Source organism: Methylobacterium sp. 1A (assembly GCF_058072805.1).
Window position 1 is genome coordinate 2310586 of the sequence record NZ_JBYQVE010000002.1, and the last position, 26409, is coordinate 2336994.

Below are 26409 nucleotides of genomic sequence, written 5' to 3' on the forward strand. Positions count from 1 at the left end.
CAGCACCCGCGCCGTCCCCGCTTCCCGGCGGCCCCGACATCCTGCAGGATCGGGTTCCCTGACGTCCGACAGCGCGCCGGGAGCGCCCGCATGGCCTACGCGACGACGATCGAAGGCACACGCTTCACCTTCCCCGACCTGCGCAGCCTGCTCGCCAAGGCCACGCCGGAGCGCTCGGGCGACCAGCTCGCCGGGCTCTGCGCCGACGGGCCGGTCGAGCGCCTGGCCGCGCAGATCGCCCTCGCCGACCTGCCGCTCAAGACCTTCCTGGCCGAGGAGCTGATCCCCTCGGAGCAGGACGAGGTCTCCGACCTCATCGCCCGCCGGCACGACACGGAAGCCTTCGCGCCGGTCTCATCCCTGACGGTCGGCGCCTTCCGCGAGTGGCTGCTCGCGCCCGCCGCCGACGCGGACGCCCTCTCTGCCCTCGCGCCCGGCCTCACGCCCGAGATGGTCGCGGCGGTCTCCAAGATCTGCCGGCTGCAGGACCTCGTCGCGGTGGCCGCCAAGCGGCCGGTGGTGACGCGCTTCCGCTCCACCATCGGCCTGCCCGGGCGCCTCGCCACCCGCAACCAGCCCAACCACCCGACCGACTCCTCCGAGGGCATCTTGCTCTCGGCGCTCGACGGACTGCTGATGGGCTCGGGCGACGCGGTCATCGGGGTCAATCCGGCCACCGATTCCCTGCCGGACTACATCCGCATCGTCGAGCTGCTCGAGACCCTGCGGCTGCGCCTCGACGTGCCGACCCAGCATTGCTGCCTCGGCCACGTCACCGTGGCGATCGAGGCCATGGCCCGCGGCGCGCCCGTCGACCTCGTGTTCCAGTCGGTGGCGGGCTCGCAGAAGGCCAATGCCGGCTTCGGCGTCGACCTCGCTGTCCTGCGCGAGGCCTCGGACGCTGCCCGCGCGCTCGGCCGCTGCCCGGAGGGCGGGCAGCTCATGTACTTCGAGACCGGCCAGGGCTCGGCGCTCTCGGCCGACGCCCACTGGGGCGTCGACCAGCAGACCATGGAGGCGCGCGCCTACGCGGTGGCGCGGGAGTTCGACCCGCTGCTGGTCAACACGGTCGTGGGCTTCATCGGTCCCGAGTACCTCTACGACGGCAAGCAGATCATCCGCGCCGGGCTGGAGGACCACTTCTGCGGCAAGCTGCTCGGCCTGCCGATGGGCGTGGACGTCTGCTACACCAACCACGCCGATGCCGACGGCGAGGACATGGACGCGCTCCTGACCCTGCTGTGCGCGGCCGGGGTCAACTTCGTCATCACGGTGCCGGGGGCGGACGACGTGATGCTGAACTACCAGTCATTGTCGCACCACGACGCTGTCTACGCCCGCGAGACCCTGGGTCGCCGTCCGGCCCCGGAATTCGAGGCGTGGCTGCGGGCCGTGGGCATCACGGACGGGCAGGGCCGGCTGGCCAGCGCGACGGGCGCGCTGCCCCCGGCCCTGGCGGAGGCGTCCCGGCTCCTGCCCGGGCGGGCGGCGTGAGCGGCGAGCCGGCCCGTCCGGGCCACCCGACGCTGCGCGACCTGCGCGGGCTGACCCAGGCGCGCATCGCGCTCGGCGCGCACGGCGCTGGCCTGCCGACCGGCGCGGCGCTCGCCTTCGGGCTCGACCATGCCCGCGCCCGCGAGGCGGTGTGGACGCCCCTCGACGCGGCCGCGATCCGCGAAGGGTTGCGGGCGCAGGGCCTCGACGCGGTGGAGGTCCGCTCCGCCGTGGCCGACCGGGCGGAGTACCTGCGCCGGCCGGACAGGGGCCGCACCCTCGATCCGGAATCCGGGTCGGTGCTCGACGGGCACGGGCCGGGCTTCGACGTGGCGATCGTGATCGCGGACGGGCTGTCGGCGACGGCGGTCGCGCTGAACGCGGTCCCGGCGGCGGCGGCGCTGGCAGCGCGGGTGCGGCGGGCCGGCTGGCGCCTCGCGCCGGTGGTCGTCGCGAGCCAGGGACGTGTAGCGATCGGCGATCCGATCGGGGCGCGACTCGGGGCGCGCTGCGTCGTGGTTCTGATCGGGGAGCGGCCGGGCCTGTCGGCCTCCGACAGCCTGGGCTGCTACGTCACGTACGGCCCGGCGCCGGGGCTGCCCGATTCCCGGCGCAACTGCATCTCGAACATCCGGGAGGGCGGCCTGGCGGTCGAGGCGGCCGCCGGGCAGATGGAGGCGCTGCTGCGGGCGATGCTGGCCCAGGGCACCAGCGGCGTCGCGCTGCGCCGGGACGATCCCGCAGACCCGAAGGCGCTGCCGGACGCGCGGGACTGACCGCTCGGACGACCCGGGCGGACGTCACGCGCGCTCCGCGGACGGGCTGCAGCCGAACTGGGACCGGTAGCAGCGGGCGAAATGGGCCGCGCTCGTGAAGCCGCAGGCCGTCGCGATCTCCCCGATCCTGAGCGGGCTCTGGCGCAGAAGGCGGCGTCCGTGGGCGAGGCGAATCGCCCTGTACTGGGCCGAGAAGCTGAGCCCGAGCTTGTCGAGGAACAGCCGGTCGAGGTGGCGCGGGCTGATCGCCGCGAGGCGCGCCATGGCGAGGCGGCCGAGCGGCGCCTCCACGGTCTTCTCCATCGTCTCCAGCACCGCCAGCAGGGCCGGATGGTGGATTCCGTAGCGCTCGACCGCGGAGGCCCGCTGCGGGTCGTCGGCGGCGCCGATGGCGGTGTGGAGGAACCAGTCGGAGACGCGCCGGGCGAAGGCCTCGCCCATGCGTTCGGCGATCAGGGCGTGGGCCATCTCCAGGGGCGCGACGCCGCCGCCGCAGGTCAGGCGATCGCCGTCGGCGACGTAGCGCGCCCGACTCAGGCGCGCCTCCGGGAAGGTCTCGACCGTGGCACCGGCATATTCCCAGTGGAGCGTGAATGCGCGATCGGCCAGCAGGCCCGCTTCGGCCATCAGGTAGGGACCGCCCGAGATGCCGCCGATGCGGACGCCGAGTCGGGCCATCCGCCGCAGGGTCGCGTGGATCTCGGGCCTGTCCCACCCGGTCGGCTCGCCGCCCGCGCAGACGAAGAGGGTGTGGAGGTGGCCGCGCTGGCGCGGCAGCGCCTCGGTGGGGACCTCGGCGCCCGACGAGGCGGCCACTGAGCCCTCCGACTCGCCGAAGTACCGCAGGCGGTAGAGCGGCCGCCCGGCAAGTTCGTTGGCCGCCCGGAACGGCTCGCACCCCGAAGCGAAGGACAGCAGCGCGAAGCCGGGCACGAGGATGAAGCCGATCTCCTGTGGGCGATCCCCGGTCTCCGCCTCCATCTCGCACGCCCCTCCGCTCCTCGATGGCTCAAACGTGCAGGAAACCGTCCGTTTCAGTCAAACGCCCGCCTCGGCATTGATCATGCTGTGTGCCGTTACCCCGTCCCGCGCGAGATCGCTTCCGGATGCCTCGACCTGCCGATCTTCCTCCGTTCCGCGCCGCCGCGGCGGCCCGTCCCGGAAGCGAGCGGGAGTGTCGGCCGTGAGCCGCCGCTACGACGTCGCCGTGCTGGGTCTCGGCGCGATGGGCAGCGCCGCGCTCTACCAGCTGGCGAAGCGGGGCGCCGCGGTCATCGGGCTCGACCGCTTCGCGCCGCCCCACGCGCTCGGGTCGAGCCACGGCGAGACGCGGATCACCCGTCAGGCGGTCGGTGAGGGCGCCGACTACGTCCCCTTCGTCACCGCCTCGCACCGCATCTGGCGCGAGCTGGAGGCCGAGACGGGCGAGACCCTGCTGAACGCCTGCGGGGCGCTCGTCATGGCCCCGGGCCACGGCGTCTCCTCGCACCACGGCAAACCGGACTTCGTGGGCCGGTCCATCAGCGCCGCGGAGGGCGCCGGCATCGTCCACGAGGTGCTGACAGGGGCGGAGGTGGCCCGCCGCTTCCCGCAATTCCTGAACCTCGCGGGCGACGAGAAGGCCTATTACGAGCCGGGCGGCGGCTACGTGTTCCCGGAGCGCTGCCTCGCGGCGCAGCTCGGCCGCGCGGGTGCCGCGGGCGCCGAGATCCGCACCAGCTGCACGGTGGTCGGGCTGCAGCAGGACGGGAGCGGCGTCCGCATCGAGACGGCGGAGGAGACCATCCTGGCCGACCGCGCCGTCGTGGCCGCGGGCGCCTGGACGGCCCCGCTGCTCGGGAGCCCGTTCGACCGGCTCCTGACCGTCCGTCGCCAACTGCTGCACTGGTACGCGCTCGCGGACGAGACCGCCTACGGGCCACACGCGCCGGTCTTCATCTGGATGTACGGGACGAGCGACACGGAATACCTGTACGGCTTCCCGCCGCTGGACGGGTCCATCAAGGTCGCGACGGAGCAGTACAGCACCACCACCACCGCCGACGGGGTGGAGCGCCGCGTCGATCCGTCGGAATCCGACGACATGTACCGGCTGCGCGTCGCGAACCGGCTGGCCGGCGCGACTCCGGAGGTCGTCCAGGCCGCCGCCTGCGTCTACACGGTGACCCCCGACCGCGGCTTCATCATCGACCGGCATCCTGCGATGGAGCGGGTCCTGGTCGTCTCCGCCTGCTCGGGGCACGGCTTCAAGCACTCGGCCGGCATCGGCGAGGCCGTCGCCGCGGAGCTGGCTGGGACCGGTAGCACCGTCGATCTCAAGCCCTTCGCTCTGGCACGTTTCAGTTGATGCGCCGGCCAATGGCTCGTGGATTGCTTGAAACCATGCCAAGATCCGTCGACCCGAGCAGGAAAGATCCGATGCGTCTCACCGTCCGCACCCTTCTGACCACCGGTGCGCTGGCCGCGCTCGCGGCGTTCTCGACCGTCGCGCTGCCCGGCCGGGCCACGGCCGCCGACGGCGTCGACGCGATCAAGAAGCGCGGAACGCTGATCGTCGGCGTGAAGGCGGATTACAAGCCGTTCGGCTTCCGCGACCCGAGCGGGACCATCATCGGCCTGGAGCCCGACCTCGCCGCCGACCTCGCCAAGCGGCTCGGCGTGAAGCTCGAGCTCGTGCCGGTCGTCTCGGCCAACCGGATCGAGTTCCTGCAGCAGGGCAAGGTCGATCTGCTGATCGCCACTCTGTCGGACAAGCCGGAGCGCCGCCGCGTGGTGCAGGCGATCGACCCGAACTACTATTCCGACTTCGTGAACGTCCTGCTGCCCAAGTCGTCCGGCATCACCGACTGGGCGCAGCTAAAGGGCAAGCCGCTCTGCGCCACCTCGGGCGCCTGGTACAACAAGGACGTCGCGCGGACCTACGGGGCGGAGATCGTCGCCTTCGACGGGTCCGAGAAGCCGCTCTTCGCGCTAAAGCAGGGCAACTGCATCGGCTACGTCTACGACCAGAGCATGCTGCAGGGTAAGCTGCTCGACGACGACTGGAAGGCCAATTACGCGCTGCCGCTCAAGGGCATCCTCGACGCCCCGTGGATGATGGCGGTGGCGCAGGGCAACACCACGCTCCAGGCCGCGGTCGAGGACGCCACCAAGGACTGGATGAAGACCGGCTTCATCGTCAACGAGGAGAAGAAGTGGGGCATCGAGCCGACCGCTTACTCGAAGGCGATGCACGAGAAGTACAAGAACGCGACCAACTGATGCGGTTCTGCGCGACAACACCGAGCGTTAGCCCGCGATGATCGCCACGATCCAGGCGTGGTTCCAGCAGCTCTACGAGACCACGGGCTTCAACTTCACGGTCTTCTACGATCCCTACGACTGGGACCGGTACGTGGCCGGCCTGCGGATGACGCTGCTCCTCGGGATCAGCACGATCCTGGCGAGCCTCGTCATCGGCGCCGTCGGCGCGCTCCTGCAGAGCGGGCCGTCGCGCGTCCTGCGGGCGCTGGTCAACGGCTTCGTGGTGGTCTTCCGCAACACGCCACCGCTCGTGCAGATCTTCTTCTTCTACTTCGGCCTCGGGACGCTGCTCCCGGACATCCGCTCGGCCGACGGCCTGCGCGCGCCGATCCTCAACAACGTCCAGTGGGCGATCATCTCGCTGTCGCTGTTCGCGGGCGCGTTCAACGTGGAGATCTTCCGCTCCGGAATCGAGGCGGTGCCGCGGACCACGGTCGAGGCCGCGGAGGCCCTGGGCTACACCCGCTTCAAGGCCTACCGGTACGTCGTCCTGCCGCTGGCCCTGCGCGTCTGCCTGCCGGCGCTCAACAACAACCTGATCAACCTCCTGAAGACCACCACACTGGCCTACGCCATCGCGGTCCCGGAGACGCTGTACGCGGTCAAGCAGATCTGGTCCGAATCGCAGAACGTGCTGGAGATGATGCTGGTGCTGCTCGCGACCTACGCGGTCCTCGTCGGCGTGCTCGTCTGGATCATGCACCGCTGGGAACGCGCCCTGCGGATCCCGGGATACGGCCGATGAAAGCTGCCGATCCGCGGGGCGGGCGACCGGGCGACCTGCCGGTGCTGCTGCCCTTCGCGCTCCCGAGGGACGGCGCGGCGGCGCGCCTGCGCCCGGCCCATCTCTGGCTGCTCACCGCGCTCGCCCTCGTCGCCGTCCCGGCCTGGGCGCAGGGCGGCGCCGCCGCGCTGTCGCCGCTGGAGGTCGTGATCAAGTGGGCACCCCTCCTGCTCACCGGCTTCGCCTTCAACGTCGCGATCTCGCTGATGGCGATGGCGATCGGGACGGTGGCGGGCATCGGGCTCGGGCTGGCCATGCTGGCTGAGGGGCGGATCCTGCCCCGCCTCGCGTGGTGCGCCACGCAGGTCTTTCGCAATGTGCCCTGGCTGGTGCTGCTGTTCTTCGTGATGTTCCTCGTGCCGTTCCAGGTCACCGTGTTCGGCGTCCGCGTGCCGCTGCCCGACTGGGTCAAGGCGACCTTCGGCTTCAGCCTGCCGGTCATGGCCAACGTCGCCGAGATCGTCCGCGGCGCGGTGCGCTCGGTGCCCAACACCCAGTGGGAGGCCGCCGAGTCCCTGGCCTTCACCCGGCGGCAGACGATGTGGCGCATCATCCTGCCCCAGTGCGCGAAGCGCATGCTGCCGCCCTGGATGAACGTCTACTCGCTCATCGCGATGGCGACCGTGCAGGCCTCCATCGTCGGCGTCACCGAGATGCTGACGCTGACCGCGCAGGTGCACGCCGCCGAGGGCGGCCGCCCGGAGCTGTTCGCGCCGCTCTACGGCTTCGCGCTGCTGTGCTTCTTCCTCTACTGCTACCCGATCGACCGGTTCACCGCCGCCCTGGAACGCCGCTTCGAGACCCGCTGAGACCATGACGCGCGCGACCCTGGCCGCCACCCCGTCCCCGAGCTGGACCCCCGATCAGCCGATCGTCCGCGTCGTCGACGTGCACAAGTCGTTCGGGTCGTTCGAGGTGCTGAAGGGGATCAGCTTCGACGTCCGCAAGGGCGAGGTCGTCTGCATCATCGGCCCCTCGGGCTCGGGCAAGTCGACGCTGATCCGCTGCGTCAACGCGCTGGTGCCGGTGAGCGCGGGCTCGATCCAGGTCGAGGGGATCGAGGTGACCGATCCGCGGCTCGACAAGCTGGCGCTGCGCCGCAAGGTCGGCATGGTGTTCCAGCAGTACAACCTGTTCCCGCACAAGACCGCGCTGCAGAACGTGATGATGGCCCCCATCCACGTGCTCGGGCAGGAGAAGCGCGAGGTCGAGGCCCGGGCGCGGGCACTCCTCGCCAAGGTCCGGCTGGCCGGCAAGGAGAACGCCTATCCGGGCGAGTTGTCCGGCGGCCAGCAGCAGCGCGTGGCCATCGCCCGCTCGCTGGCGATGCGGCCGGACGTGATGCTGTTCGACGAGGTCACCGCCGCCCTCGATCCGGAGACGGTCAAGGAGGTGCTGGTGACGATCCGGGAACTCGCCGAGGAGGGCATGACCTGCATGCTCGTCACGCACGAGATGAACTTCGCCCGCGACGTCGCCGACCACATCTACTTCACCGACCGCGGCGTGATCGTCGAGCACGGGCCGCCCGCGACCTTCTTCGCCTCCGCCCGGGACGAGCGCACGCGCCGGTTCCTGTCGCAGGTGCTCTGAGCCCGCCGGGGTCAGGGCCGCGTCAGCGCGGCCCGGCCTCCCGCGCCGCGATGTGGTCGGCGATCGCCCCGGCGGTGGTGAGCCAGATGGCGTCGCGGCGGTCTGCGATGTGCCGGAGCGCCTGCCGCAGGGGCCGCAGCCGGTGCGGGCGCCCGACGATGTAGGGATGGAGCGCGATGCCCATCACCAGCGGCGCGCCCCGAGACTGCTCCAGCATTTCTTCGAAGGCGTCGACGATGGCTTCGGCGAACTGGCGGCCCGTCTCCTTGCGGGCGACGATCGCGGGGATGTCGTTGAGTTCCTGCGGGTAGGGCACCGTCAGGATGCGGCCGCCGCCGCGGGTCTTGAACCAGGTCGGCTGGTCGTCGTGGTCCCAGTCGAGCAGGTAGCGGTACCCGGCCTCGGCGAGGAGGTCAGGCGTCACCCGCGACTGCGAGATCCACGGCCCGAGCCAGCCAGCCGGCGGGCGGCCCTCCTGCGCGGCGATCACCGCGGTCGTCTCGGCGATCAGCGCCCGCTCGGCATCCTCGTCGAGGGTGCCTTGCCGCTCGGCGTTGGTGCGTCCGTGGCCGACGATCTCGTCGCCCCGCGACCGGAACGCCTCGATCAGCCCGGGGCAGTCCCGGTAGAGGTTGCTGTTGACGAGCACGCTCGCCGGCATCGCCAGAGCGTCCAGCATCTCGGCGATCCGCCACGCGCCGACCCGGTTGCCCCAGTCGCGCCACGCGTAGTTGAGCACGTCCGGCTGCGGGCCGCCGGGCGCCAGCTCGGCGCCCAGGCCCTCGCCGAACGCGAAGGTCTCGAGGTTCAGCCCGACATAGACGGCCAGCCGCTTGCCCTCCGGCCAGTCGTAGACCGGCCGGTCGGGGAGGGCGCTGTAGCCGTAGCGGCCGTGTCCGGCATTGGTGTCCATCAGAGCCCCCGTTACGCCGCACCGAGATAGGCCGCTTCCAGCCCCTTGTCCGCCGACAGCTCCGCGGCGGTTCCGCGCGCGACGACCCGGCCCTGCTCCAGCACGTAGCCGCGGTCGGCGACCGTGAGGGCCAGTGCCGCCATCTGGTCCACGATCAGGATGGTGACGCCCTCGTCGCGCAGCTCGGCCACGGTCGCGTAGAGGGCGTTGATCATCGCCGGCGCGAGGCCGAGCGACGGCTCGTCGAGGAGCAGGATGCGCGGGTGCGCCATCAACCCGCGGGCGATGGCCAGCATCTGCTGCTCGCCGCCGGAGAGCAGGCCCGCCCGGCTCGCCGCCCGGTCGCGCAGCCGCGGGAACCGGTCGAGCAGGCGCTCGACCTCGGCCGGGTCGATCGGCGTCCCGCGTCCGAAGGCGCCGAGACGGATGTTCTCGACGACGGTGAGCTCCGGGAAGACCTGCCGGCCCTCCGGCACCAGGACGAGCCCGCTGCGGGCGATCCGGTGGGCCGGCAGCGCGTCGACGCGCCGGTCGTCGAACACGACCGATCCCGCGACCGGGCGCAGCAGCCCCGCCAGCGCCCGCATGGCCGTGGACTTGCCGGCCCCGTTCGCGCCCAGCAGGGCGACGGTCTCGCCCGGCCGCACGTCGAGATGGACGCCGTCGAGGACGGGCGCGGCGCCGTAGCCGGCCGTCAGGTCGAGGACCGAGAGGACGGCGTCCGCCGGCCCCTGCCACGGCGCGCTCCGCGGCCGGGCCGGGGTGTCGGCGCCGCCCAGATAGGCGCGCAGGACCGCGGGATCGCGCCGGATCTCGGCGGGCGTGCCCCGCGCGATCGGGCGGCCGGCATCCATGACGAGGATGTGGTCGGAGATGCCCATCACCAGCGGCATGTCGTGCTCGACCAGCACCACCGCGACGCCGCTGTCGGCGATCCGGCGGATCAGCCGGGCCAGCCGGTCGGTGTCGGCCCGCGACAGGCCGGCGGCGGGCTCGTCGAGGAGCAGCACCGCGGGGCTGCCGGCGAGCGCCCGGGCGATCTCCACGAGCCGCCGGTCGACGTGGGGCAGCTCGGCGGCCGGGCGGTCGAGGGCGCCCCGGTAGCCGACGAAGGCGAGGAGCGCGGCGGCCGTCGCGCGGTCCCGCGCCCGCGCGCGGCGCCACAGCCGGCCCGGCGCGAGGCCGAGGGCGACGTTGTCGGCCACTGGGAGCGAGCCGAACAGGCGCGTGGTCTGGTAGGTGCGCGCGATGCCGGCGCGGGCGACGACGTGGGCCGGCCGACCGGCGAGGTCGCGCCCGCCCAGCCGGATCGCCCCGGCGCTCGGGCGGTAGAAGCCCGAGACCATGTTGAGCACGGTGGTCTTGCCGGCCCCGTTCGGGCCGATCACGCTGGTGACGGCCGCCGGCCGCGCCGTGAGGTCGACGCCGTCCGCCGCCGTGATGCCGCCGAAGCGGATGCCGAGGCCGTCGAGGACGAGGGCCTCACGCGCCGCCGTGCCGGGCAGCGGTACCTCCCCGCTCTCCGGGGCGGCCGCCTCGTCGCGGCCTCGGGGCAGCAGCCGGGCGAGGCTGCCGACCAGCCCCGAGGGTACCAGCCACAGCACCGCCAGGGTCGCGACGCCGAAGAACAGCAGGCGGTACTCGGCGAGGCCGGACAGCGCCTCCGGCAGCAGCACGGTGACGAGGGCGCCGAGGAGCGGGCCGAGCACCGTGCCGGCGCCGCCGACGATCACCGAGAGGACGAACAGGATCGACTGCGAGAACGGGAACGAGCTCGGCGCGATGAACAGCATCAGCGGCGGCAGGATCGCGCCCGCGAGGCCGGTCAGGGCGGCGGAGATCGCGAAGGCCAGGGTCTTCACCCGGACCGGGTCGAAGCCCAGCGCCGCGGCGGCGACGTCGGCGTCGCGCACGGCGCGCATCGCCCGGCCGAGGCGGCTGCGGGCGAGGACGTCGAACCCGGCGAGGCTCGCCCCGGCGGCGAGCACAGCCAGCACCGCCAGGCCCGCCGGCGCGAGCGGCTCGCCGAGGAGCGTCGGCGCGTCGGTGACGACGAGGCCGTTCTGGCCGCCGGTCAGGTCGCCGCCCTCGATCAGCCCGTGCTCGACGATGTAGCCGAAGGCGATCGTCAGCATGGCGAGGTAGGGGCCCTTCACCCGCATCGCCGGCACCGCCACGAGTCCGCCGACGAGCGCCGCGATCAGCGCCGCGGCCGGGAGCGCCAGCCAGAAGCTGACGCCGTGGAGCGTCAGGATCGCGCTCGCGTAGGCGCCGATCGCGTAGAAGCCGGCCTGGCCGAAGGAGATCAGCCCGGTCAGGCCGAGGAGCACGTTGAGGCCGACCCCCGCCACCGTGGTCAGCGCCACGAGGGCGATCACGAAATGGCTGTAGCCGGCGGTCAGCGCGACGAGGCCGAGCGCGGCGGCGGTGAGGCCGGCGATGCCGAGCCGCATCGCCGGGCCTGAGCGCAGGTACGGCATCGCGTCAGACCTTGTTGACCGCGGCGCGGCCGAGCAGGCCGTCGGAGCGCAGGGTGAGGGCCAGGATGATCACCGAGAACACCACGAGCTGCGTGTAGGTCGAGCCCAGGGTCGCGGTGACGCCGGCCTCGACGAGGCCGTAGAGCAGCCCCGCCAGGATCACCCCGGTCGCGGAGCCGATGCCGCCCAGGATCGCGACCGCGAAGGCCTTGATGCCGAACAGCGTGCCGAGCTCGGCCGAGACCGAGAACAGCGGCGCGATCAGCAGGCCCGCGATGCCGGCGAGCACTGCCGAGAGCGCGAAGGCGCAGGCCACGGTGCGGCGCACGTCGATCCCCATCAGCCGGGCGGCGTCGGCGTTCTGCGCCACGGCGAGCAGGACACGGCCGAGATCGGTCTTCCGGAACACCGTGCGGATCGCGAACGCCAGCGCGATCCCGACCACCGGGATCACGAGCTGCAGCGGGTAGATGCCGGTCCCGAGGATCTCCACGGGCTTGGTCGCCAGCGGGGAGGGCAGGCTGCGCGGCTCCTTGCCGAAGGTGAACAGCACGGTGTTGTCGAGGACGATGCCGCCCGCCACGGTCGCCAGGAGCCACGCGTCCGAGCCGCGCGCCACGAACGGGCGGACCAGCGCCCGCTCGACCACGAGGCCGAACAGGGCGCAGCCGGCGAGCGCCAGGACGATCGCGGCCGGCATCGGCCAGCCCAGGGTGACGCCGAGCGCGTAGGCCAGGACCGCGCCCAGGGTGACGACACTCCCCTGCGCGAAGTTCACGGTCCCCGACACCGCGTAGGTCACGTGGAAGCCGAGGGCCACGAGCCCGTACATGCTGCCGAGGCCGAGGCCGCTGACGAGGATGGAGGTCAGCATCGCCGGGCTCAGTTGGTCACCGCGACGATCTCACCGTCCTTGAAGCGGGTGAACACGTAGTCGTTCGGGCCGAGCGCGTCGTGCTGGCCGGGGGCGAAGGGCTTCTCGTAGGTTTTGATAAGGCCCGGATAGGTGCCGATCTTGTAGAAGCCGTCGCGGACCTTCGGGCCCTCGGTGGAGCCGGCGGCCTGGATGGCGAGCGCCAGCAGGTGCGTCGCGTCGTAGGCGTTGGCGATGCCGACGGCGGGGGTGACGTCGGCCATCGACTTGATCGCCGGGTACTTGGCCTTGAGCGCGTCGAGCACCGCGCCCGCCTTCGGCGACGCGTTGCCCGCGAAGGTGAAGGTCTGGATGAAGTGGACCTTGCCGGCGCTCGGGCCGGCGAGCTCGTCGAAGCGCCCGCCCGCCGGGCCCCAGTGCGAGACGACCGGCACCGACCAGCCCATCCGGTCCAGCGACTTCACCACCTGGGCCGAGGGACCGACATTGCCGACGAGGAACAGCGCGTCGGCCCCGGCCTCCTTCAGCCGGGACAGCTGGGGCACCATGTCGACGTCGTTGGCCTCGTACTTCTCGATGCCCGCCGCCGGGAGGTTGGCCGCCTGCAGGGCGTCCTTGAGTCCCTTCTGGTTCGACTCGCCCCAGGCGTTGTTGACGAGGATCATCCCGGGCTTCTTCGCCCCGTAGGTCTTCACCGCGTAGGCGACCAGCGCCTCGTCGACGAGGGCGTCGACCGCGGAGACGCGGAAGGCGTAGTTGTCGGCGGCGCCGTTGCGGGTGATGCCGGTGCCGGCCGCCCAGGGGCCGATGAACGGCACCTTCATCTGGTTGGCGATCGGCACGATCGCCATCGAGACCGGCGTGTCGAGGCCGCCGACCACCGCGACGACGCCGACCCGCTGGATCAGCTCGCGGGTCGCCAGCACGCCCTTGGACGGGTTGGCCTCGTCGTCCCGGGCCACGAGCTCGAGCGGGCGCCCGAGGACGCCGCCCTTGGCGTTAATCTCGTCGATGGCGAGGCCGATCCCGCGGGAGATCGCCTCGCCGGATTTCGCGGACTGGCCGCTCAGGGCGGTCACGAGCCCGATCTTGACGGTGTCGGCACCTTGCGCGGTCGAGACGGCGAGGCCGAGCAGCGCGCTCGTCGTCACCGCGAAGCGGCGCAGGGTCGGGGGCAGGAAGGAGGCCATGGCGTGTCTCCGGGAGCGGGGCGCAGCCTGCTTCGCGCAACCTCCATGCCACCAGGAATTGGCCGCTTCGGCCGCTGCACAGACCGGTGCCTGTATCGTCGGAGGCAATCTGTGCTCAATCTGGCGTCAAAGTGCATACACTTCCTGCATGCACGGGCCGGCCTTTTGCGGCACGTTGGGCCGACAGGAGGCCTGCCATGACCGACATGACCCACGATGCGGCGACCGCCCGCGACGCCGCCAACGTCACCGCCTATCTCGAGGCCTCGATGGTGCCCGATCCCGAGACGGCCGCGCGCTACATGGCGCCGGGCACCCGGATCGTGTTCACCGGGGCGCGGGTCTTCAATCATCCTTCCGAGGTCACGGCCTTCAACGCGGGCCGCTACGCCTGGGTGAAGAAGCGGATGGAGCGGCTGGACGTGGTGCCGGGCGACGGCGTCACCACGGTCTACAGCCTCGGGACCCTGTACGGCGCGTGGCCGGACGGCACGCCCTTCGAGGGCAATCGCTACGTCGATCGCTTCACCGTGCGCGACGGGCTGATCGTCGGCATGGAGGTCTGGAACGACAGCGCCGAGCGCCTGCTGACGAAGCACGGCCTGACGGCCTGACGCGGCGGGCTCAGGCCCCGCCGCCCGCGACGTAGGGCGCCAGCAGGCGTGCCAGATCGCGCTCGCGCGGGGCCGGGGGCACGATCCGCGCCCGGTCGGCGACCGCGTCGAGGTGGTGGTCCATGAGCGCGGCGGCGCGCTCGGCATCGCCCGAGACCAGGGCGGCGACGATGTCGCGGTGTTCGCTCACCGCGCAGTCCGAGGAATGCGGCCGGCTGTAGAGGGACAGGATCAGGGCGCAGCGATAGCCGAGTTCCGCGACGTACCGGGTCAGCACGGCGCTGCCGGTCATCTCGGCGAGCATCAGGTGAAACTCCGTGGCGAGCCGGATCGACAGCGCCTCGGGGCCGCCCCGTGCGGCCTCCTCGCGCGCGATCTGGTCCAGCAGGACCTGACGCTGCTCCGCGCTGAGCCGCCCGGCGAGGCGGCGGACCACGAGCCGCTCCAGGCCGAGGCGCACGTCGAAGGTGTCGCGCGCCTCCTCCCAGCTCGGCGTCGCCACGACGGCGATGCGGTTGCGGCGCAGATCGACCAAGCCTTCCCCGGCCAGCCGCAGCAGGGCCTGCCGGGCGATGGTGCGGCTCACCCCGAACCGCTCGCCGAGGGCGTCCTCCGGCAATCGGTCGCCGGGGGCGAGCGCCCGTTCCACGATGGCCCGCCTCAGGGCCTGGCAGATCGCCCCGACGCGATCGCCCTCGTCTCCCGCCTTCATGGACGGCGTCCGGACTCTGTCGCCCGTGTCCGTGCGGATTGATCCGTCATGATCCTCTCTCGACGCGATCCGGCGCCCCGCATCCGGTCCCGTGCCGGCTGGGCTCTTCGCAGACCTAGGACCCGAGGTGCAACGGTCGCGCCAGCGTCGTCGGTGACCGTCCGCCGTGCGCGAACTCCGCCGATCGCGCTTCCATCCGCGTCCGTGGGCGTCCCGTGCGGGACCGGCGCGACCGCTTCCGACAGGCTCGCCGCCACGGACGTGTCGCAGATCCAGTACAGCAACCTGTTCGGTACCCAGATCAGCGGGGAGGATGGAGCCACTTTCTGGTTGAGAAATTTTGTAGCCACTGTTTCTATAAGTAGAATAGTGATCACGATGTTCTTTTTTGAAGCTCAATCAAGATGAAGGATTGACATGCGAAAATTGATATACAACTCTCATGAGGTGCGTTTAGAGGGAGAATGGCAGGTATGCTACCTGAGGTTGGTGTCGGTGCGGGAGAATTTTTTGACTCGTCCTTGAGAAATTCAATCAAGATCGTCTGCGCCTACGTGATCCGGAATCCGGTATCCCCTGTCCAACTCTGTGAGATTTTAGCCAGTACGTACGAAATGCTTAGCCAGATCAGCGCGGGACCGGCGCGCGCGGTCGCGACGCCCGAGGCCGCCACCGCGCGGGAGATCCGCGCGTCCATCCAGGCCGAGGGCCTGATCAGCTTCATCGACGGCAGGTCCTACAAGACGCTCAAGCGCCACCTGACGGCTTACGGGCTGACACCGGAGGAGTATCGCGCCAAGTACGGGCTGCCGCGCGACTATCCGATGGTGGCTCCGGGTTACGCCGCCAAGCGCTCGGAGATCGCGCGATCGCTGCAGCTGCGTCACAGGGCAGGATAGGCCCTCTCAATCGCGTCCGAAGCGGTTCGCCGCGATACGCGCGGTCAGGCAGGGTTCGGGCGACCCGGATCGATCACGGAGTCCGGCCAGGGATTCTGCCCGTCGCTCAGCCAGCGCAGCGTGTCGGCCCAGAATCCGCCGCTCCTGCGCGCGTGGAACAGGCCGACATGGCCGGGCGCATTCGCGCCGATCGCGGACGGGGTCAGCTGTACCTGGATGCGCGGGCTCGACACGTAGTAGCCGAGGCCCCGGCGGATCGCCGCCGGCGTGCCGAACGGGTCGTCCGGCGTACCGACCGCCAGGATCGGGGCGCGGACGGCGGCGAAGCGGGCGAGGAGGGCGGGGCGCTCGGCGGCCGGGTAGCTCGCCTCCATGCGCCGCCCGCGGAATGCCCACTCGTAGGCCACGCCGGCCGGCAGATCCTCGAGCCATCCGAGCCGACGGCCGGGAAAGTAGCCGACGACGGCGGTCACGCACGGCATCAGCAGGTGCCACTTCGCGATCATGCTGAGCCTCTCGCGGGCGCGATAATCGCGGCGATAGGCGAATTGCGCGCCGACGGTGAGGATGCGGTCCACCGCGCCCGCGGCCTCGGCGAAGCCGGGGAGGAAGCCGCCGATGCTGTGGCCGACGACCGTGAGCGGCCCCGCCTCGCGCTGCCGAATCCATCGGACGGCGGCGTCGAAGTCGAGCTCGCCCCAGTCCCGCCAGCGGATGCCGGATCCCCTCAGGCGCGCGGGCCGCGAGTCGCCGATGCCGCGGTAATCGTAGGTGAGCACGACGAAGCCCCGCTCGGCCAGGAACCGCGCGTAGGCGTGGTAGTAGCGCGCGCGGACGCCGGTCGCGGGATTGACGACGATCGTGCCCCGGCCCGGTGGCCGGTTCGCCTCGGGCCGCCAGAGGTGACCGTGGAGCCGGTAGCCGTCGCGGCAGGCGATCGTCACGGGTCGCGCGTCGACACCGGCGGTCGCGGCGGGCGCGTGGCGGACGGGCGTCATCGGACCCCCTCGGCTGTGGCCGCCGGGACCGGACGATCGTCGATCGGGAGGTGGAGGAGCGCGGCGACCAGGCCCGCGAGGGCCGTGGCGAACCAGACCCCATCGTAGGATCCGGAGACCTCCAGAACCACGCCCCCCAGCCACGCCCAGAAGAACGAGCCGATCTGGTGGCTGAGGAAGACGATCCCGAACAGCGTCCCGAGGTGACGGATCCCGAAGACCCGCGCCACCAGGCCGCTCGTCAGCGGGACCGTGCCCAGCCAGGTCAGGCCCATCACGGCCGCGAATGCGAGGACGACAGCCTCGGATTTCGGCGCGACGAGGAAGGTGCCGATCGCGGCGGCGCGGATGAGGTAGAGCCAGACCAGGACGTGCTGCGGCCGGTACCGGCCTCCGAGCCAGCCGCACCCCCAGCTCCCGGCCATGTTGAACAGGCCGATCAGCGCCAGCGCGGTCGCGCCCAGGCCCGCCGGCATGTGGCAGAGGGCGAGGTACCCCGGAAGGTGGGTCGCGATGAAGGCGAGCTGGAAGCCGCAGGTGAAGAAGCCGAGCGTCAGCAGCCGGTAGCCCGGGTGCCGCCACGCCCGCAGGAGCGCCTCGGACAGGCTGCCGGCCGCCGAAGAGCCGTCGGGCACGCCGGCGCGGGGCGCGCGGTCGAGCGCGACACCGAGCGGCGCGAGCGCGACGATGATCGCCGCGAGCGCGAGGAGCCCCGCGCTCACGCCCGCGACCGCGGTCACGGACTGCGCGAACGGGACGAGCAGCACCTGGCCGAGCGAGCCGCCGGCGCTCGCGAGGCCCAGAGCCGCGCTGCGACGCTCCGGTGCGGAGGCGCGACCGACCGCGGTCAGGACGACGCCGAAGCTGGTGCAGCTGATCCCGATCCCGACCAGCAGCCCCAGGCCGAGCAGCAGCGTCGGCGCCGTCGGCGCGAGCGCCGTCAGGACGAGGCCGCCCGCGTAGATCAGTGCGCCGAGGGCGACGACCGGCGCGGCCCCGTAGCGGTCCGCCGCCGCGCCCGCGAAGGGCTGCGCGAAGCCCCAGACGAGGTTGTGCAGGGCGATGGCGAGGGCGGTCGTCGCCACCGGGATGCCGGTCTCGAGGGAGAAGGGCCCGAGGAACAGCCCGAAGGTCTGCCGGATGCCCATCGCGCCGCTCAGAACCAGGCCGGCCGCGACCGCCACCGGCACCACCGGCAACCCGCCCCGTCGCCCTGCGCGCGCGCGCCCGATCGTTGCCATCGCGGCCTCCGTTGGCTGTCGCCTTCGGAGACGGTCGCAGCCGGTGGCCGGCGCGACAAACGAGAAGATTTCCACGGGCAGTGAACGCCGCTCACGGGCGGGGCGCGCCGTCCCGGTCCCGTCGGGCCCTCAGGCGGCGCCGGTCGGGAAGCGCCGCTTCTGCTCGGCCGCGAACCGGCGCGCCTCTGCCAGCAGCCAGGTCCGGAACAGGTCGGGCTCCGGCCGGTCGTCGTCGCCCTCGGCGCTCACGAGCCAGTGGGAGGTCGCCGCCGGGACGGCGGGGCCGACCCCGACGAGCGTACCCTCGCGCAGCTCCCGGTCCATGAGCGCCCCCCGGCCGAGGGCGATGCCGAGGCCCGCGGCCGCGGCCTGGAGCGCCATCGCGAACGTGTCGACGTGCAGGGTGTCGGCCGAGGCCAGCTCCACCGCCCCCGACGCGTCGCTCCAGGCCTGCCAGTCCTCGGTCGCGGAGGTGACGTGGATCGTCGTCGCGCGCCGGAGGTCGAGGGCGCCGTCCGGACCGGTGACGGCCCCGCGCTGGGCCGGGCTGCAGACGGGGAGCAGCCAATCCTCGAACAGGCGGACGCTGCGGTGGCGCGGAGTCGGAACCCGGCCGAGACGGAGGGCGAAGTCGAAGCCGTCGATCGGGAAGCCGACCTGCCGGTGGGAGGTGTCGATCCGGATCGCGATCTGCGGGTGGCGGCTGCGAAAGGCCGGGAGCCGGGGCAGCAGCCACCGCGTCGCCAGGGTCGGTGCGCAGCTGATGGCCAGGGTCCTGCCGGACCGCGGCGTGGGCAGGCGGCGCGTGCCGATCAGGATGAGGGACAGCGCCTCGGACACGTAGGTCAGGTACTCGGCCCCCTCGCGCGTCAGCGCCAGCCGGCCCGGCTCCCGGACGAACAGCTTGACGCCCAGCGCCTTCTCGAGGCCGACGATCCCGTGGCTCACGGCGCTCGGCGTCAGGTTCAGTTCGGACGCCGCGCGGGCGAAGCTGAGATGGCGGCCGGCCGCTTCGAAGAGCCTGAGCGTGGAGAGGGGAGGCGTGCGGGGCCGCATGGGATCGTCGGGGTGAGCCTGCCGGTCGCCGGGGCAGCGACGTCGTCGTCCGACGGGGAAGCTAGCCCGGATGGTGTCGCGTGCCCAAGGCGGTGCGCGCGCCCGGCCGGTCAGATCAGGCGCAGGATCACCTGTCCGGTGACGGTCTCGAACACGATCAGGCGACCCCGCCCGTCGAAGACGGCCGCGGCGTCGCCCTCGGGAGCGAAGCGCGCGCGCAGGCTCCCGCTGCCCTGCCACAGGACGGCCGGTCCGCGGATCCGGTTCGCGCCGGGCACGCTGGCCCAGAGCGTCCCCTCCTCGGTGGCGGTCGCGGCCCAGAGGCGGCCGTTCTCCGCCGCGACTAGGCGCGGCGGGTCCGCGGGCTCCGCGCGCGCGGCGGCCTCGATCAACGCGCGCTCCTGCTCCCGGGAGGCCGTCGTGAAAGCGTGGGGATGCGCCCGCAGGTGCGGATGCGCGCCGGTCCCCTCGAGGGACCACGCGACGGCCTCGGTCAGGCCGAGCACGCCGACGCCGCGATCGGGCGGCGTCCAGAACCGGCACGTCACCGCAAGGGTGCGGGAGGACAGGCTCCACCACTCGATCAGGCCGTCGTGCCGGGCGTAGATCAGGGCGCTCGCGTCCGCGAAGGCGGCGAGCAGCAGCGGCCGGCCCGGTTCGGTCATGGGCAGGCGCCAATGGTGCGCCAGGGCGCCGTCGGAGCCGGGCGCGCCGCCCGCGCGACCGAGGAGCGAGGCGGTGTCCAGCCGGACGAGCGCCTCCCCATCGAAGACGAGCCAGCCGGTCTCGTCCGCCTGACCATGCCAGTGCGTGATCGGCAGGGGACCGAGCGGCAGGAGACGTCCGGTGCCGGCGTCGAAGAGCTGGACGTCGGGGCCTTCGAGCGTCTCGCGCAGAACGAGGGCCAGGTCGCCCGCGCCGAGACGCGCGAAGCCCGTCAGGCCATCCACCTGTCCCCGCCAGCGCTCGCGGCCGGCGCGGCCGAGGAGGCGCACGAGACCGGAACGGTAGCCCAGGAGCAGCCGCCCGCTTGACAGGAGCGCGGTATCGGCGATCTCGGCCAGCGCCGGGCCGTCCGGGACGACGAGCGGGCCCGCCAGGCGGGAGGCGGACGGTGCGGTGCGCGTCCTGAGCTGCCGGAGATGCTGGCGCAGGGCAACCTGTCCGCCGGCTTCCGCGAGGCGCCCGGCGAGCCGGGCGCGCTCCGCATCGTGGCCGAGGATGCCGTCATCCGCGGCGAGGCGGCGCGCGAGGCCGCGGCAGAGGAGCGCGAAGGCGGGCGTCGGCGGCCGCTCCGGACCGCCCTCGAACTGCGCGTCGAGCAGGAGCGCGGCCACCGCGCTCCGGCGCGCCGCCGCCTCGGCCCCGGTCGCGCCCACCAGGTCCGCGAAGGCAGCGTGCAGCCGGTCGCCGTCCCGTCCCTCCCAAGGGAGGGCGCGCAGGGCCCGGGCGAGCGGCGCGGCCGGCACCGGCGTCTCGGCGTCGAGGGCTTGCCGGATCCAGTCCAGTCGCCGCTCGGCCAGAGCCGGCAGGCCGAAGGTGACCGCGGCGGCGCGATCCAGGGCGCCGATCCCGACGAGGCGCGCGGCCCAGGCCTCGGCCAGGACCGGTCGGAACGGATCGTCGGCCCCGAGTTCCTTCCAGAGCTCCGCGTGGGCCTCGTGGCGGGCGGCGAGTGCCAGGGCCCGCTCGGTCTGCCCCGCCCGGAACCAGAGCGGGACGGTCGTCGAGGGCGGGAGGCGGCGCGCCTCGGCCAGACGGGCGGCGGTCTCCAGGCGCCCGGATTCCGCGAGGAGGCGCACCGCCTCGTGCGGGTTCCCGACCAGGCTGTCGAGCACGAAGGCCGCGCGATCCGTGTCGCCGCGTCCGGCCATCGCCACGGCCTGCGCGCGGTAGAGCGCCGCGAGCCGGATCTCGTCCGCGGGCGCGAGGCTCAGTCCGCTCGCCCGCTGCGGCCCGAGATCGAGGTCGAGGCTCCTGCGCAGCCCGGGCCCGGTCAGCGGCAGGTCGGCGAAGGCGCTCCCGCGCCGCGCCGCGCCGCCGAGACCGATCGCCCGGTACAGGGCCTCGTCGACGCGCCCCGCCGCGAACAGCCGCTCGACCTCGGTGAGCCGCCGGGCATAGAGGCGGCGAAGATGGGCCGCGTAGGGCGAGCGCCACGCGAGCCACGCCGCCGCCCGGCGCCAGACGGGCGTGCGCCCGCTGCCGGTTCCGGCGGGCGGGCTGGCCGAGGGCGCGGCGCCCTCACGCGCGGCCCGCGCCCCGCGGCGCCGGAACGCGAACCACGCGAGGACGAGAAGGACCAGCACCGGCAGCGCGAGGCTGCCCCAGTGGGCCGCGGCGGCCCCTTGCTCCGCCGTCGTCCGGACGTTCTCGGCGAAGCCGAGCACCATGGCGCCGACCATGATGGAGGCCAGCAGGACGACGTAGGCGGTCCAGAGGAGCCCCAACGCGCCGCCGATCAGGCGCCGGAAGCGGGTGACGAGATCGCCGAGGACGTGCTTCGTCCGACGCCGCGGCCGCCGGGTCGCGGCGTCGCGGACCGGCGCGAGGGGGTCCGCGTCGGCGACGAGGGCGGGGGCGCTGACGAGGCGGCGTGCCGGCGGCGCCGGTCGCAGGACCGGCAGGCGTTCGGCCGGATGCACCGCGATCGCGTCGAGATCCCACCAACCGGCGATGTCGAGACTGGCGAAGGCCGCCAGCGGCTCGGCGGCGAGGCGTCCCCCCGTCATGTGGACGACATGGTCCCGCAGGGCCGCGGCGACGGGCGGCTCCGGCTCGGCGAGGGGTACGGCGGTCAGGATCCCGGCACTGCGCACGACCGGCAGGACCGGTCCGAGGGCCGCGCAGTCCCGCGTGACGGGCGCGGCGAACAGCACGAGCACGCGATCGCCGCGTGATCGCACCTCCGCGGCGTGCTCGAGCCAGGGAAGGAGCCGGGCGCGCCAGTCCGGCCCCGCGGAGCCGCGCGCCATCAGGATCCCGTCGAGGGGGATCGTGCCGGCATGCATCCAGCCGCGCGGGCGCAGGGCCGCGAGCGGCTCCCGGGCATCGGGGACCGGCGGCGGCCTCAGGCGCCCAGGCACGGGACGGTTTCCGCGAACGCGCCGAGATCTCTCAGGTGGGACCATCCGCGGTCGAGCTGGCCGAAGGCGAGCGCGTCGACGAAGCCCGCGGCGTCGCACCGCGCGGCCGCGATGCACGGGACGGCATCGGCATCGACGGCGACGCGCACCGCCTCGAGGGTCGCGTCCGGAAGCGTCAGGGGATCGCACGCCGCCGCGCCGTCCGGGGTCCGGAACGTCAGGCGCGCCGAGCCCGCCTCGTCGCGGTCGAGATGGAGGGCGAGGGGGCCCTCGACGGCCTGGGCGCGCACGCCGTCGTACGGCGGCACGATGCCGATGATCCGGCCCTGCGGCCCGAGGTGCGCGACCGCTCCGTCCGCGGCGCTCACCACGTGCCAGTGCCCGCCCGCCTGCTCGATCCCCAGGGTGGGCTGCCCGCGCACCGCGCAGAGGGCGAGGCCGCCGCCCGGCCGCAGCGATCCGGCCCGGCCGGGGAACCGCGCCACGACCTTCCCGTCGGACGGCCGCCGCGCGATCACCCCGTCCGCGCGATCGCGCATCAGCAGACCGGCGGGCGTGACCGCGAGGGGAAGCTCGCCCGCGAGCGGCGCGTAGTCGATCAGCCGCGTCTCCGAGACCAGGAAGGCCGTGCCGTCGGCCGCCAGGAGCCAGGACCGGTTGCGGCGTTTCAGCGTCCCGAGGGGCGGCAGAACCGCCTTCGGCAGGCGCGGGCTCACCAGGGGATGGTCCCGCGGGATCCGCCGGTCGAGCGTCGCAGCGGCGCCCGAGCGGTCGAAGGTCCAGCTGCGGAGCGTCAGGCGCGCGTCGTCGGCGTAGACGTTGAGGCACGCGGCCCGGATCCGCGACCGGCCGACGGCGAGCCCCACGAGGCGCTCGTGGGGTGCGACCGGCAGGCGCAGCGCGCCAGAGGTGCCGGTGACGGGGACGATGAGGATGCCGTCGGGCCGCGCCACCAGGAGGTGCTCGCCGCAGGGCGCGAAGGCCAGCCCGCGGGGCGCCCAGTCCGGAGGCGCCGCGCTCCGGTCGGGCGCGGACCGCCGGGACGGCGGGCGTCCGGGAGCCGGACGGGGCCGGAACGGGTCGCGCAACAACGCCACCGCCTCGCGCTCCGGCGGGAGGTCGAGGCGCGCGGCGGCGACTTGGCCGGTGGCGCCCAGGACGGTGACGTCGGCGGCCACGGCGAGGCCGTCCGGCCCGAGACGCGGCCGTTCCACGATGGTGATCCGCCGGCACGGTCGCGTCGCTTCGGGCAGGTCGGACCCGCCGATGAGCCAGAGGCTGGCACCGGGCCGCCCGGCCGCGCGGGTCGCGACCGGCTCCGCCAGGACCCGTTCGAGCTCGACCGCGTCGAGGGATGTGGCGGCACTCTCGCGGAGAAGGATCGCGGCGTCGGACCGTTTCAACGTGCCGAGCCAGCGCCGCTCCGGCGTGGCGGTCGAGGCCCAGAGCAGGCGCGCGCCGCGCCGCCGGGCGAGGCCGGCCAGGCAGAGCAGCGCCGCGAAGGCCACGAGGCGGGGGGCGCCGAGGAGTTCCGGCCCGGCATCGACCACGACCAGCACGGCGCCCGCATCCGCCGCCTGACGGTAGACCGGCTCCAGGGTCAGCAGGTCGCGCTCGGCCGCGCGCTGCAGGAAGGCGTCCGGATCGAGGTCGCGCCAGAGCCACTCCGAGGCGACGAGGCGCTCGATCCCGCCGCGGGTGCCGAGGCCCCCCAGCCCGTCGATCTCGCCCTGCGGTTGCCCGCCCGCGCCGTCGGCCCGCTCGACGAGGGGCCGCAGCGCCTCGACCAGCGCCGCGAGGATCCGCAGATCCGGTTCCGCCATGTCGGAGAAGAGCGCCGTCCACGGTGCGAGCGCCGGCAGAAGGGTCGTCCGCGGACCGGTCGACGCGGCGCTCACGCCGCCTCTCCCAGGCGGCCGGTATCGATGTCCGGCACGGCGCGCGAACCGGCGAGGTCGAGCAGGCGCAGGGTTTCGCCCTCGGGGACGAGCAGGGCCGGACCGCCCAGACCGTGCCGGTCGAGCAGGCGGCGCGCGACCTCGGCGCGCCAGGGCGCCGGCACGGCGAGGCGGCACCCGAAGGGCAGGAGCAGCGGCCCGTCGGCCGCCAGCCACCCGAGCGGCGTCGCGCACCAGGGCAGCGCCGGCCGGCCCGAGCCCGTGTCGGGGGCGAACAGGACGGCCTCTCCACCCGCCAGCGCGAGGCGCAGGGTGGCGTAGCGGCCGATCCGCGGGGCGATCCGCGCCAAGAGACCGGCCGCGTCGCTGCGGGTGAGGCGCAGACCCACCGGCGAGCCGCCGGCCGCCGGCATCAACCGCAGGGGAAGACGCGCCGGATCCTGGATCACGCCGGAGTCGCGCCCGCGACCGGTGCCCGGCAGCGCGTCAGCAGCGCGTCCCGCGCCGCGGCGAGGGCCGGCGGGCGCTCCTCCGCCCCGAAGGCGGCGTCGATCTGCACGAGGAAGGATTCGGCGCGGACCAGCCAAGCCTCGAAGGCGGGGGCGGTGCGGTCGTCCGGGGCGGAGGCGGCCAGAGCCTCCCCTTCCCTGGCGAGGTCCGCGGCCCGTGCGGCCGGACCGTAGCCCGCCGCCTTGGCGGCCGCGGGCAGGACGGGGCTCGCCGCGGCGCCGAGCTCGACGCGCAGCAGGTCGCGGGCCTCGTCCTGCGCGATCCGGTCCTGGACGAGGTGGATCACCGGCCACAGGTCGGCCTCCTCCGCGGCCATGCGGCCCGCGATGAGCGCCGCCGCCGCGACGAGCGACTGGCCCCGCACCACGCGCCGGTCGCTCAGCCGCACGCCGCGGGCGCGCAGCTTGCGCACCACCTGCGCGTAGGCGGGCCGGACCGGCGCGAGGTCGATCCGCGCGGCGGCCTCGGCGAGGGCGTCGATCTCCGCGAGCGTCAGCGGCGCCTCCCCGTCGCCGGGTTCGACGGACGCGACCGGGTCGCCGGCGAGCAGGGCCTCCAGGTCGGTGTCGGCCAGGGGATCAACGAAGGCCGTGACGAGGAAGCGGTCGGCGAAGGCCGCGAGACCGGGATCCTCCGGCAGGGCGTTGCTGGCGCCGACGCAGCAGCGCAGCGGGACGGCGGTGTCGAAATGCCCCCGGCGGTAGCGGCGCTCGTTCAGCACGCCGAGAAGCGCGTTCAGGATCGCTGTCGAGCCGAGGAAGACCTCATCGAGGAAGGCGAACTCGGCCTCCGGCAGCATGCCGGAGATGTCCGGCCGCAGCTTGCCCGCGCGCAGGGCTTCGAGGTCCAGCGGGCCGAACAGTTCGGCCGGTTCCGTGAAGCGCCCGATCAGGTACTCGAAGCAGCGCGCCCCGGTCCCGGCGGCGCAGGCCCGCACCGCGGCCGACTTGCCGGTGCCGGGCGGTCCGATCAGCAGGAGATGCTCGCGCGCCACCAGCGCGAGGTGCACCAGCTCCACCACGTGGCGACGCCCGACCAGGCCGCGCGCCGCGCGGCCGATGGCGCGCTCCAGGCGTGCGATCGCGGTATCGATAACCCCCCTCCCGTCAGGTTCGGCCCGCTCGCCGCGACAGGGCGATCGGTCGCGGTGCCGTCCCGCGCCGCGCCGTCGAGCCGGCGGCGGGCGCCTCACGGAGCCCGTCCCGTGACGTGAGGCGCGGCTGGACCGAAGACTTTCCAGCGCGGCCGCGCGTGCCGATCACCGGCATCCGCCGCGACGCCAAATCTGCCCGTGAACGCGTCCCACTATCGTCGCGCAGCCCCGGCGCCGGGACGATCAGGCGAAACATTCTGCCCACGAGATCTCCCGGAATACTCTGATTCCGCGAGGCTAGCCCGGCGGTCGACTTCCGGTCAACGTGCCGCGACCGCCGCCTGATCATCGCGGCGACGCGCACGCACCGGCGACGCGGTCAGTCCCGCGACGTCGGACCGGAGACCGGCGCCTTCGGGACCGCGAGGCGTCCCTCCTCGGCCTTGTTGATGTACTGGCTGGCGATGAAGAGCCCCTTCAGCGGCCGGATGATCGGCACGCAGGCCAGGAGGAGCAGCGGCAGCGTCACCACGGCGTGGACCCAGAGCGGCGGATCGTAGGTGAGTTCCAGCCAGATCCCGAAAGCGGTGACGGGGAACGCCATCGTCATCATGATGAAGAAGGCGGGCCCGTCCGCCGGATCGGCGAAGCCGTAGTCCAGCCCGCACGCCTCGCAGCGCGGCCGCAGGGTGATGAAGCCGTCGAACAGGCGTCCTGTCCCGCAGCGCGGGCAGCGGCAGCGCAGGCCGACGGACATGAGCGATTGGTCGGTGGTCCTCTGCATCATCGACGGTCCTGAGCAACAGGCCGGCGCCGATCCCTGATCGACCGGCCTTGCGCCTGCCGATTGTATGGCATATTAAGCCATACAATCGCGGTTGAGACTGAGCAATCC

The 26409-nt window shown here is 73.3% G+C and carries 23 protein-coding genes; 9 read left to right on the forward strand and 14 right to left on the reverse strand.

Translation table 11 applies throughout. The features are described 5' to 3' along the window. The first annotated feature begins 90 nt into the window (after positions 1-90). Together ACX9MN_RS30960 and eutC are read left to right on the forward strand one after the other, a co-directional pair. A complete protein-coding gene (locus ACX9MN_RS30960; RefSeq protein WP_489726273.1) occupies positions 91-1494 on the forward strand; it encodes an ethanolamine ammonia-lyase subunit EutB in 1404 nt (467 codons plus the stop codon). Next, entirely contained in the window at positions 1491-2270 is a 780-nt protein-coding gene (gene eutC, locus ACX9MN_RS30965; RefSeq protein WP_489726274.1) for an ethanolamine ammonia-lyase subunit EutC, read from the forward strand. Before ACX9MN_RS30960 ends, eutC begins: the two co-directional genes overlap by 4 nt. Before the next feature lie 24 nt (positions 2271-2294). Here eutC and ACX9MN_RS30970 read toward each other — a convergent pair whose 3' ends face one another. Further along, complete coding sequence (locus tag ACX9MN_RS30970; RefSeq protein WP_056533280.1) at positions 2295-3251, reverse strand: GlxA family transcriptional regulator; 957 nt, start codon at positions 3249-3251, stop codon at positions 2295-2297. A 193-nt stretch (positions 3252-3444) separates the two neighbouring features. On the opposite strand from ACX9MN_RS30970, the gene solA reads away from it, so the two are divergent. From solA to ACX9MN_RS30995, 5 genes are all read left to right on the forward strand, one after another. Beyond that, a complete protein-coding gene (gene solA, locus ACX9MN_RS30975) occupies positions 3445-4617 on the forward strand; it encodes an N-methyl-L-tryptophan oxidase (protein ID WP_489726275.1) in 1173 nt (390 codons plus the stop codon). 71 nt (positions 4618-4688) lie between these two features. Next, positions 4689-5531, forward strand: a complete 843-nt coding sequence (locus ACX9MN_RS30980; protein WP_020093110.1) for a transporter substrate-binding domain-containing protein — start codon at positions 4689-4691, stop codon at positions 5529-5531. A gap of 37 nt (positions 5532-5568) precedes the next feature. Then, complete coding sequence (locus ACX9MN_RS30985; RefSeq protein WP_012320251.1) at positions 5569-6318, forward strand: amino acid ABC transporter permease; 750 nt, start codon at positions 5569-5571, stop codon at positions 6316-6318. Continuing rightward, complete coding sequence (locus tag ACX9MN_RS30990; RefSeq protein ID WP_489726276.1) at positions 6315-7166, forward strand: amino acid ABC transporter permease; 852 nt, start codon at positions 6315-6317, stop codon at positions 7164-7166. The genes ACX9MN_RS30985 and ACX9MN_RS30990 overlap by 4 nt, the downstream gene beginning before the upstream one ends. 4 nt (positions 7167-7170) lie before the next feature. After that, the gene (locus tag ACX9MN_RS30995) at positions 7171-7950 is read left to right on the forward strand and encodes an amino acid ABC transporter ATP-binding protein (protein ID WP_489726277.1); all 780 of its coding nucleotides are present in this window, start codon (positions 7171-7173) and stop codon (positions 7948-7950) included. A gap of 22 nt (positions 7951-7972) precedes the next feature. Here the strand turns inward: ACX9MN_RS30995 and ACX9MN_RS31000 are convergent, their stop codons facing one another. The 4 genes from ACX9MN_RS31000 to ACX9MN_RS31015 are packed head-to-tail and all read right to left on the reverse strand — an operon-like array spanning position 7973 to position 13407. After that, a complete protein-coding gene (locus ACX9MN_RS31000) occupies positions 7973-8863 on the reverse strand; it encodes a polysaccharide deacetylase family protein (RefSeq protein WP_489726278.1) in 891 nt (296 codons plus the stop codon). Positions 8864-8874: 11 nt separating this feature from the next. Continuing rightward, the gene (locus ACX9MN_RS31005; RefSeq protein ID WP_489726279.1) at positions 8875-11343 is read right to left on the reverse strand and encodes a branched-chain amino acid ABC transporter ATP-binding protein/permease; all 2469 of its coding nucleotides are present in this window, start codon (positions 11341-11343) and stop codon (positions 8875-8877) included. A gap of 4 nt (positions 11344-11347) precedes the next feature. Then, positions 11348-12217 (reverse strand): branched-chain amino acid ABC transporter permease, encoded by an 870-nt coding sequence (locus ACX9MN_RS31010; RefSeq protein ID WP_489726280.1) that lies wholly within the window; start codon positions 12215-12217, stop codon positions 11348-11350. 8 nt (positions 12218-12225) lie between these two features. Beyond that, the gene (locus tag ACX9MN_RS31015) at positions 12226-13407 is read right to left on the reverse strand and encodes an ABC transporter substrate-binding protein (protein WP_489726281.1); all 1182 of its coding nucleotides are present in this window, start codon (positions 13405-13407) and stop codon (positions 12226-12228) included. A gap of 197 nt (positions 13408-13604) precedes the next feature. Here ACX9MN_RS31015 and ACX9MN_RS31020 point away from each other — a divergent pair, with 197 nt between their 5' ends. After that, complete coding sequence (locus ACX9MN_RS31020) at positions 13605-14021, forward strand: nuclear transport factor 2 family protein (protein ID WP_020093118.1); 417 nt, start codon at positions 13605-13607, stop codon at positions 14019-14021. A gap of 10 nt (positions 14022-14031) precedes the next feature. Here the strand turns inward: ACX9MN_RS31020 and ACX9MN_RS31025 are convergent, their stop codons facing one another. Continuing rightward, a complete protein-coding gene (locus ACX9MN_RS31025) occupies positions 14032-14733 on the reverse strand; it encodes a GntR family transcriptional regulator (protein WP_482958292.1) in 702 nt (233 codons plus the stop codon). 473 nt (positions 14734-15206) lie between these two features. Between ACX9MN_RS31025 and ACX9MN_RS31030 the strand changes: the two genes are divergently transcribed. Further along, a complete protein-coding gene (locus ACX9MN_RS31030; protein ID WP_489726282.1) occupies positions 15207-15632 on the forward strand; it encodes a Ros/MucR family transcriptional regulator in 426 nt (141 codons plus the stop codon). A gap of 44 nt (positions 15633-15676) precedes the next feature. On the opposite strand, the gene ACX9MN_RS31035 is transcribed toward ACX9MN_RS31030, so the two are convergent. The 8 genes from ACX9MN_RS31035 to ACX9MN_RS31070 form a co-directional block, all read right to left on the reverse strand. Beyond that, on the reverse strand, positions 15677-16630 hold the full coding sequence (locus ACX9MN_RS31035) for an alpha/beta hydrolase family protein (RefSeq protein ID WP_489726283.1): 954 nt from the start codon (positions 16628-16630) through the stop codon (positions 15677-15679). Continuing rightward, positions 16627-17871: an MFS transporter gene (locus ACX9MN_RS31040; protein ID WP_489726284.1), complete on the reverse strand. Its 1245-nt coding sequence runs from the start codon at positions 17869-17871 to the stop codon at positions 16627-16629. The genes ACX9MN_RS31035 and ACX9MN_RS31040 overlap by 4 nt, the downstream gene beginning before the upstream one ends. Positions 17872-18000: 129 nt before the next feature. Beyond that, positions 18001-18927: a LysR substrate-binding domain-containing protein gene (locus tag ACX9MN_RS31045; protein ID WP_020093123.1), complete on the reverse strand. Its 927-nt coding sequence runs from the start codon at positions 18925-18927 to the stop codon at positions 18001-18003. A gap of 110 nt (positions 18928-19037) precedes the next feature. Beyond that, positions 19038-22013, reverse strand: coding sequence for a hypothetical protein (locus ACX9MN_RS31050; RefSeq protein ID WP_489726285.1), 2976 nt, complete (start codon positions 22011-22013; stop codon positions 19038-19040). Further along, complete coding sequence (locus ACX9MN_RS31055) at positions 21998-23911, reverse strand: hypothetical protein (protein WP_489726286.1); 1914 nt, start codon at positions 23909-23911, stop codon at positions 21998-22000. Before ACX9MN_RS31055 ends, ACX9MN_RS31050 begins: the two co-directional genes overlap by 16 nt. Beyond that, entirely contained in the window at positions 23908-24360 is a 453-nt protein-coding gene (locus ACX9MN_RS31060) for a hypothetical protein (protein WP_482958301.1), read from the reverse strand. The genes ACX9MN_RS31055 and ACX9MN_RS31060 overlap by 4 nt, the downstream gene beginning before the upstream one ends. Next, entirely contained in the window at positions 24357-25613 is a 1257-nt protein-coding gene (locus ACX9MN_RS31065) for an AAA family ATPase (protein WP_489726287.1), read from the reverse strand. The genes ACX9MN_RS31060 and ACX9MN_RS31065 overlap by 4 nt, the downstream gene beginning before the upstream one ends. A 280-nt stretch (positions 25614-25893) precedes the next feature. Next, entirely contained in the window at positions 25894-26298 is a 405-nt protein-coding gene (locus ACX9MN_RS31070; protein WP_085986796.1) for a DUF983 domain-containing protein, read from the reverse strand. Between the last annotated feature and the right edge of the window lie 111 nt (positions 26299-26409).

Bases quoted from the DNA above. Each gene is read 5' to 3' on its own strand.
- ACX9MN_RS30960 (WP_489726273.1), top strand. From the start codon at position 91: ATGGCCTACGCGACGACGATCGAAGGCACACGCTTCACCTTCCCCGAC.
- ACX9MN_RS30970 (WP_056533280.1), bottom strand. From the start codon at position 3,251: ATGGAGGCGGAGACCGGGGATCGCCCACAGGAGATCGGCTTCATCCTC.
- ACX9MN_RS30980 (WP_020093110.1), top strand. From the start codon at position 4,689: ATGCGTCTCACCGTCCGCACCCTTCTGACCACCGGTGCGCTGGCCGCG.
- ACX9MN_RS30985 (WP_012320251.1), top strand. From the start codon at position 5,569: ATGATCGCCACGATCCAGGCGTGGTTCCAGCAGCTCTACGAGACCACG.
- ACX9MN_RS30990 (WP_489726276.1), top strand. From the start codon at position 6,315: ATGAAAGCTGCCGATCCGCGGGGCGGGCGACCGGGCGACCTGCCGGTG.
- ACX9MN_RS30995 (WP_489726277.1), top strand. From the start codon at position 7,171: ATGACGCGCGCGACCCTGGCCGCCACCCCGTCCCCGAGCTGGACCCCC.
- ACX9MN_RS31000 (WP_489726278.1), bottom strand. From the start codon at position 8,863: ATGGACACCAATGCCGGACACGGCCGCTACGGCTACAGCGCCCTCCCC.
- ACX9MN_RS31005 (WP_489726279.1), bottom strand. From the start codon at position 11,343: ATGCCGTACCTGCGCTCAGGCCCGGCGATGCGGCTCGGCATCGCCGGC.
- ACX9MN_RS31010 (WP_489726280.1), bottom strand. From the start codon at position 12,217: ATGCTGACCTCCATCCTCGTCAGCGGCCTCGGCCTCGGCAGCATGTAC.
- ACX9MN_RS31015 (WP_489726281.1), bottom strand. From the start codon at position 13,407: ATGGCCTCCTTCCTGCCCCCGACCCTGCGCCGCTTCGCGGTGACGACG.
- ACX9MN_RS31020 (WP_020093118.1), top strand. From the start codon at position 13,605: ATGACCGACATGACCCACGATGCGGCGACCGCCCGCGACGCCGCCAAC.
- ACX9MN_RS31025 (WP_482958292.1), bottom strand. From the start codon at position 14,733: ATGAAGGCGGGAGACGAGGGCGATCGCGTCGGGGCGATCTGCCAGGCC.
- ACX9MN_RS31030 (WP_489726282.1), top strand. From the start codon at position 15,207: ATGCTACCTGAGGTTGGTGTCGGTGCGGGAGAATTTTTTGACTCGTCC.
- ACX9MN_RS31035 (WP_489726283.1), bottom strand. From the start codon at position 16,630: ATGACGCCCGTCCGCCACGCGCCCGCCGCGACCGCCGGTGTCGACGCG.
- ACX9MN_RS31040 (WP_489726284.1), bottom strand. From the start codon at position 17,871: ATGGCAACGATCGGGCGCGCGCGCGCAGGGCGACGGGGCGGGTTGCCG.
- ACX9MN_RS31045 (WP_020093123.1), bottom strand. From the start codon at position 18,927: ATGCGGCCCCGCACGCCTCCCCTCTCCACGCTCAGGCTCTTCGAAGCG.
- ACX9MN_RS31070 (WP_085986796.1), bottom strand. From the start codon at position 26,298: ATGCAGAGGACCACCGACCAATCGCTCATGTCCGTCGGCCTGCGCTGC.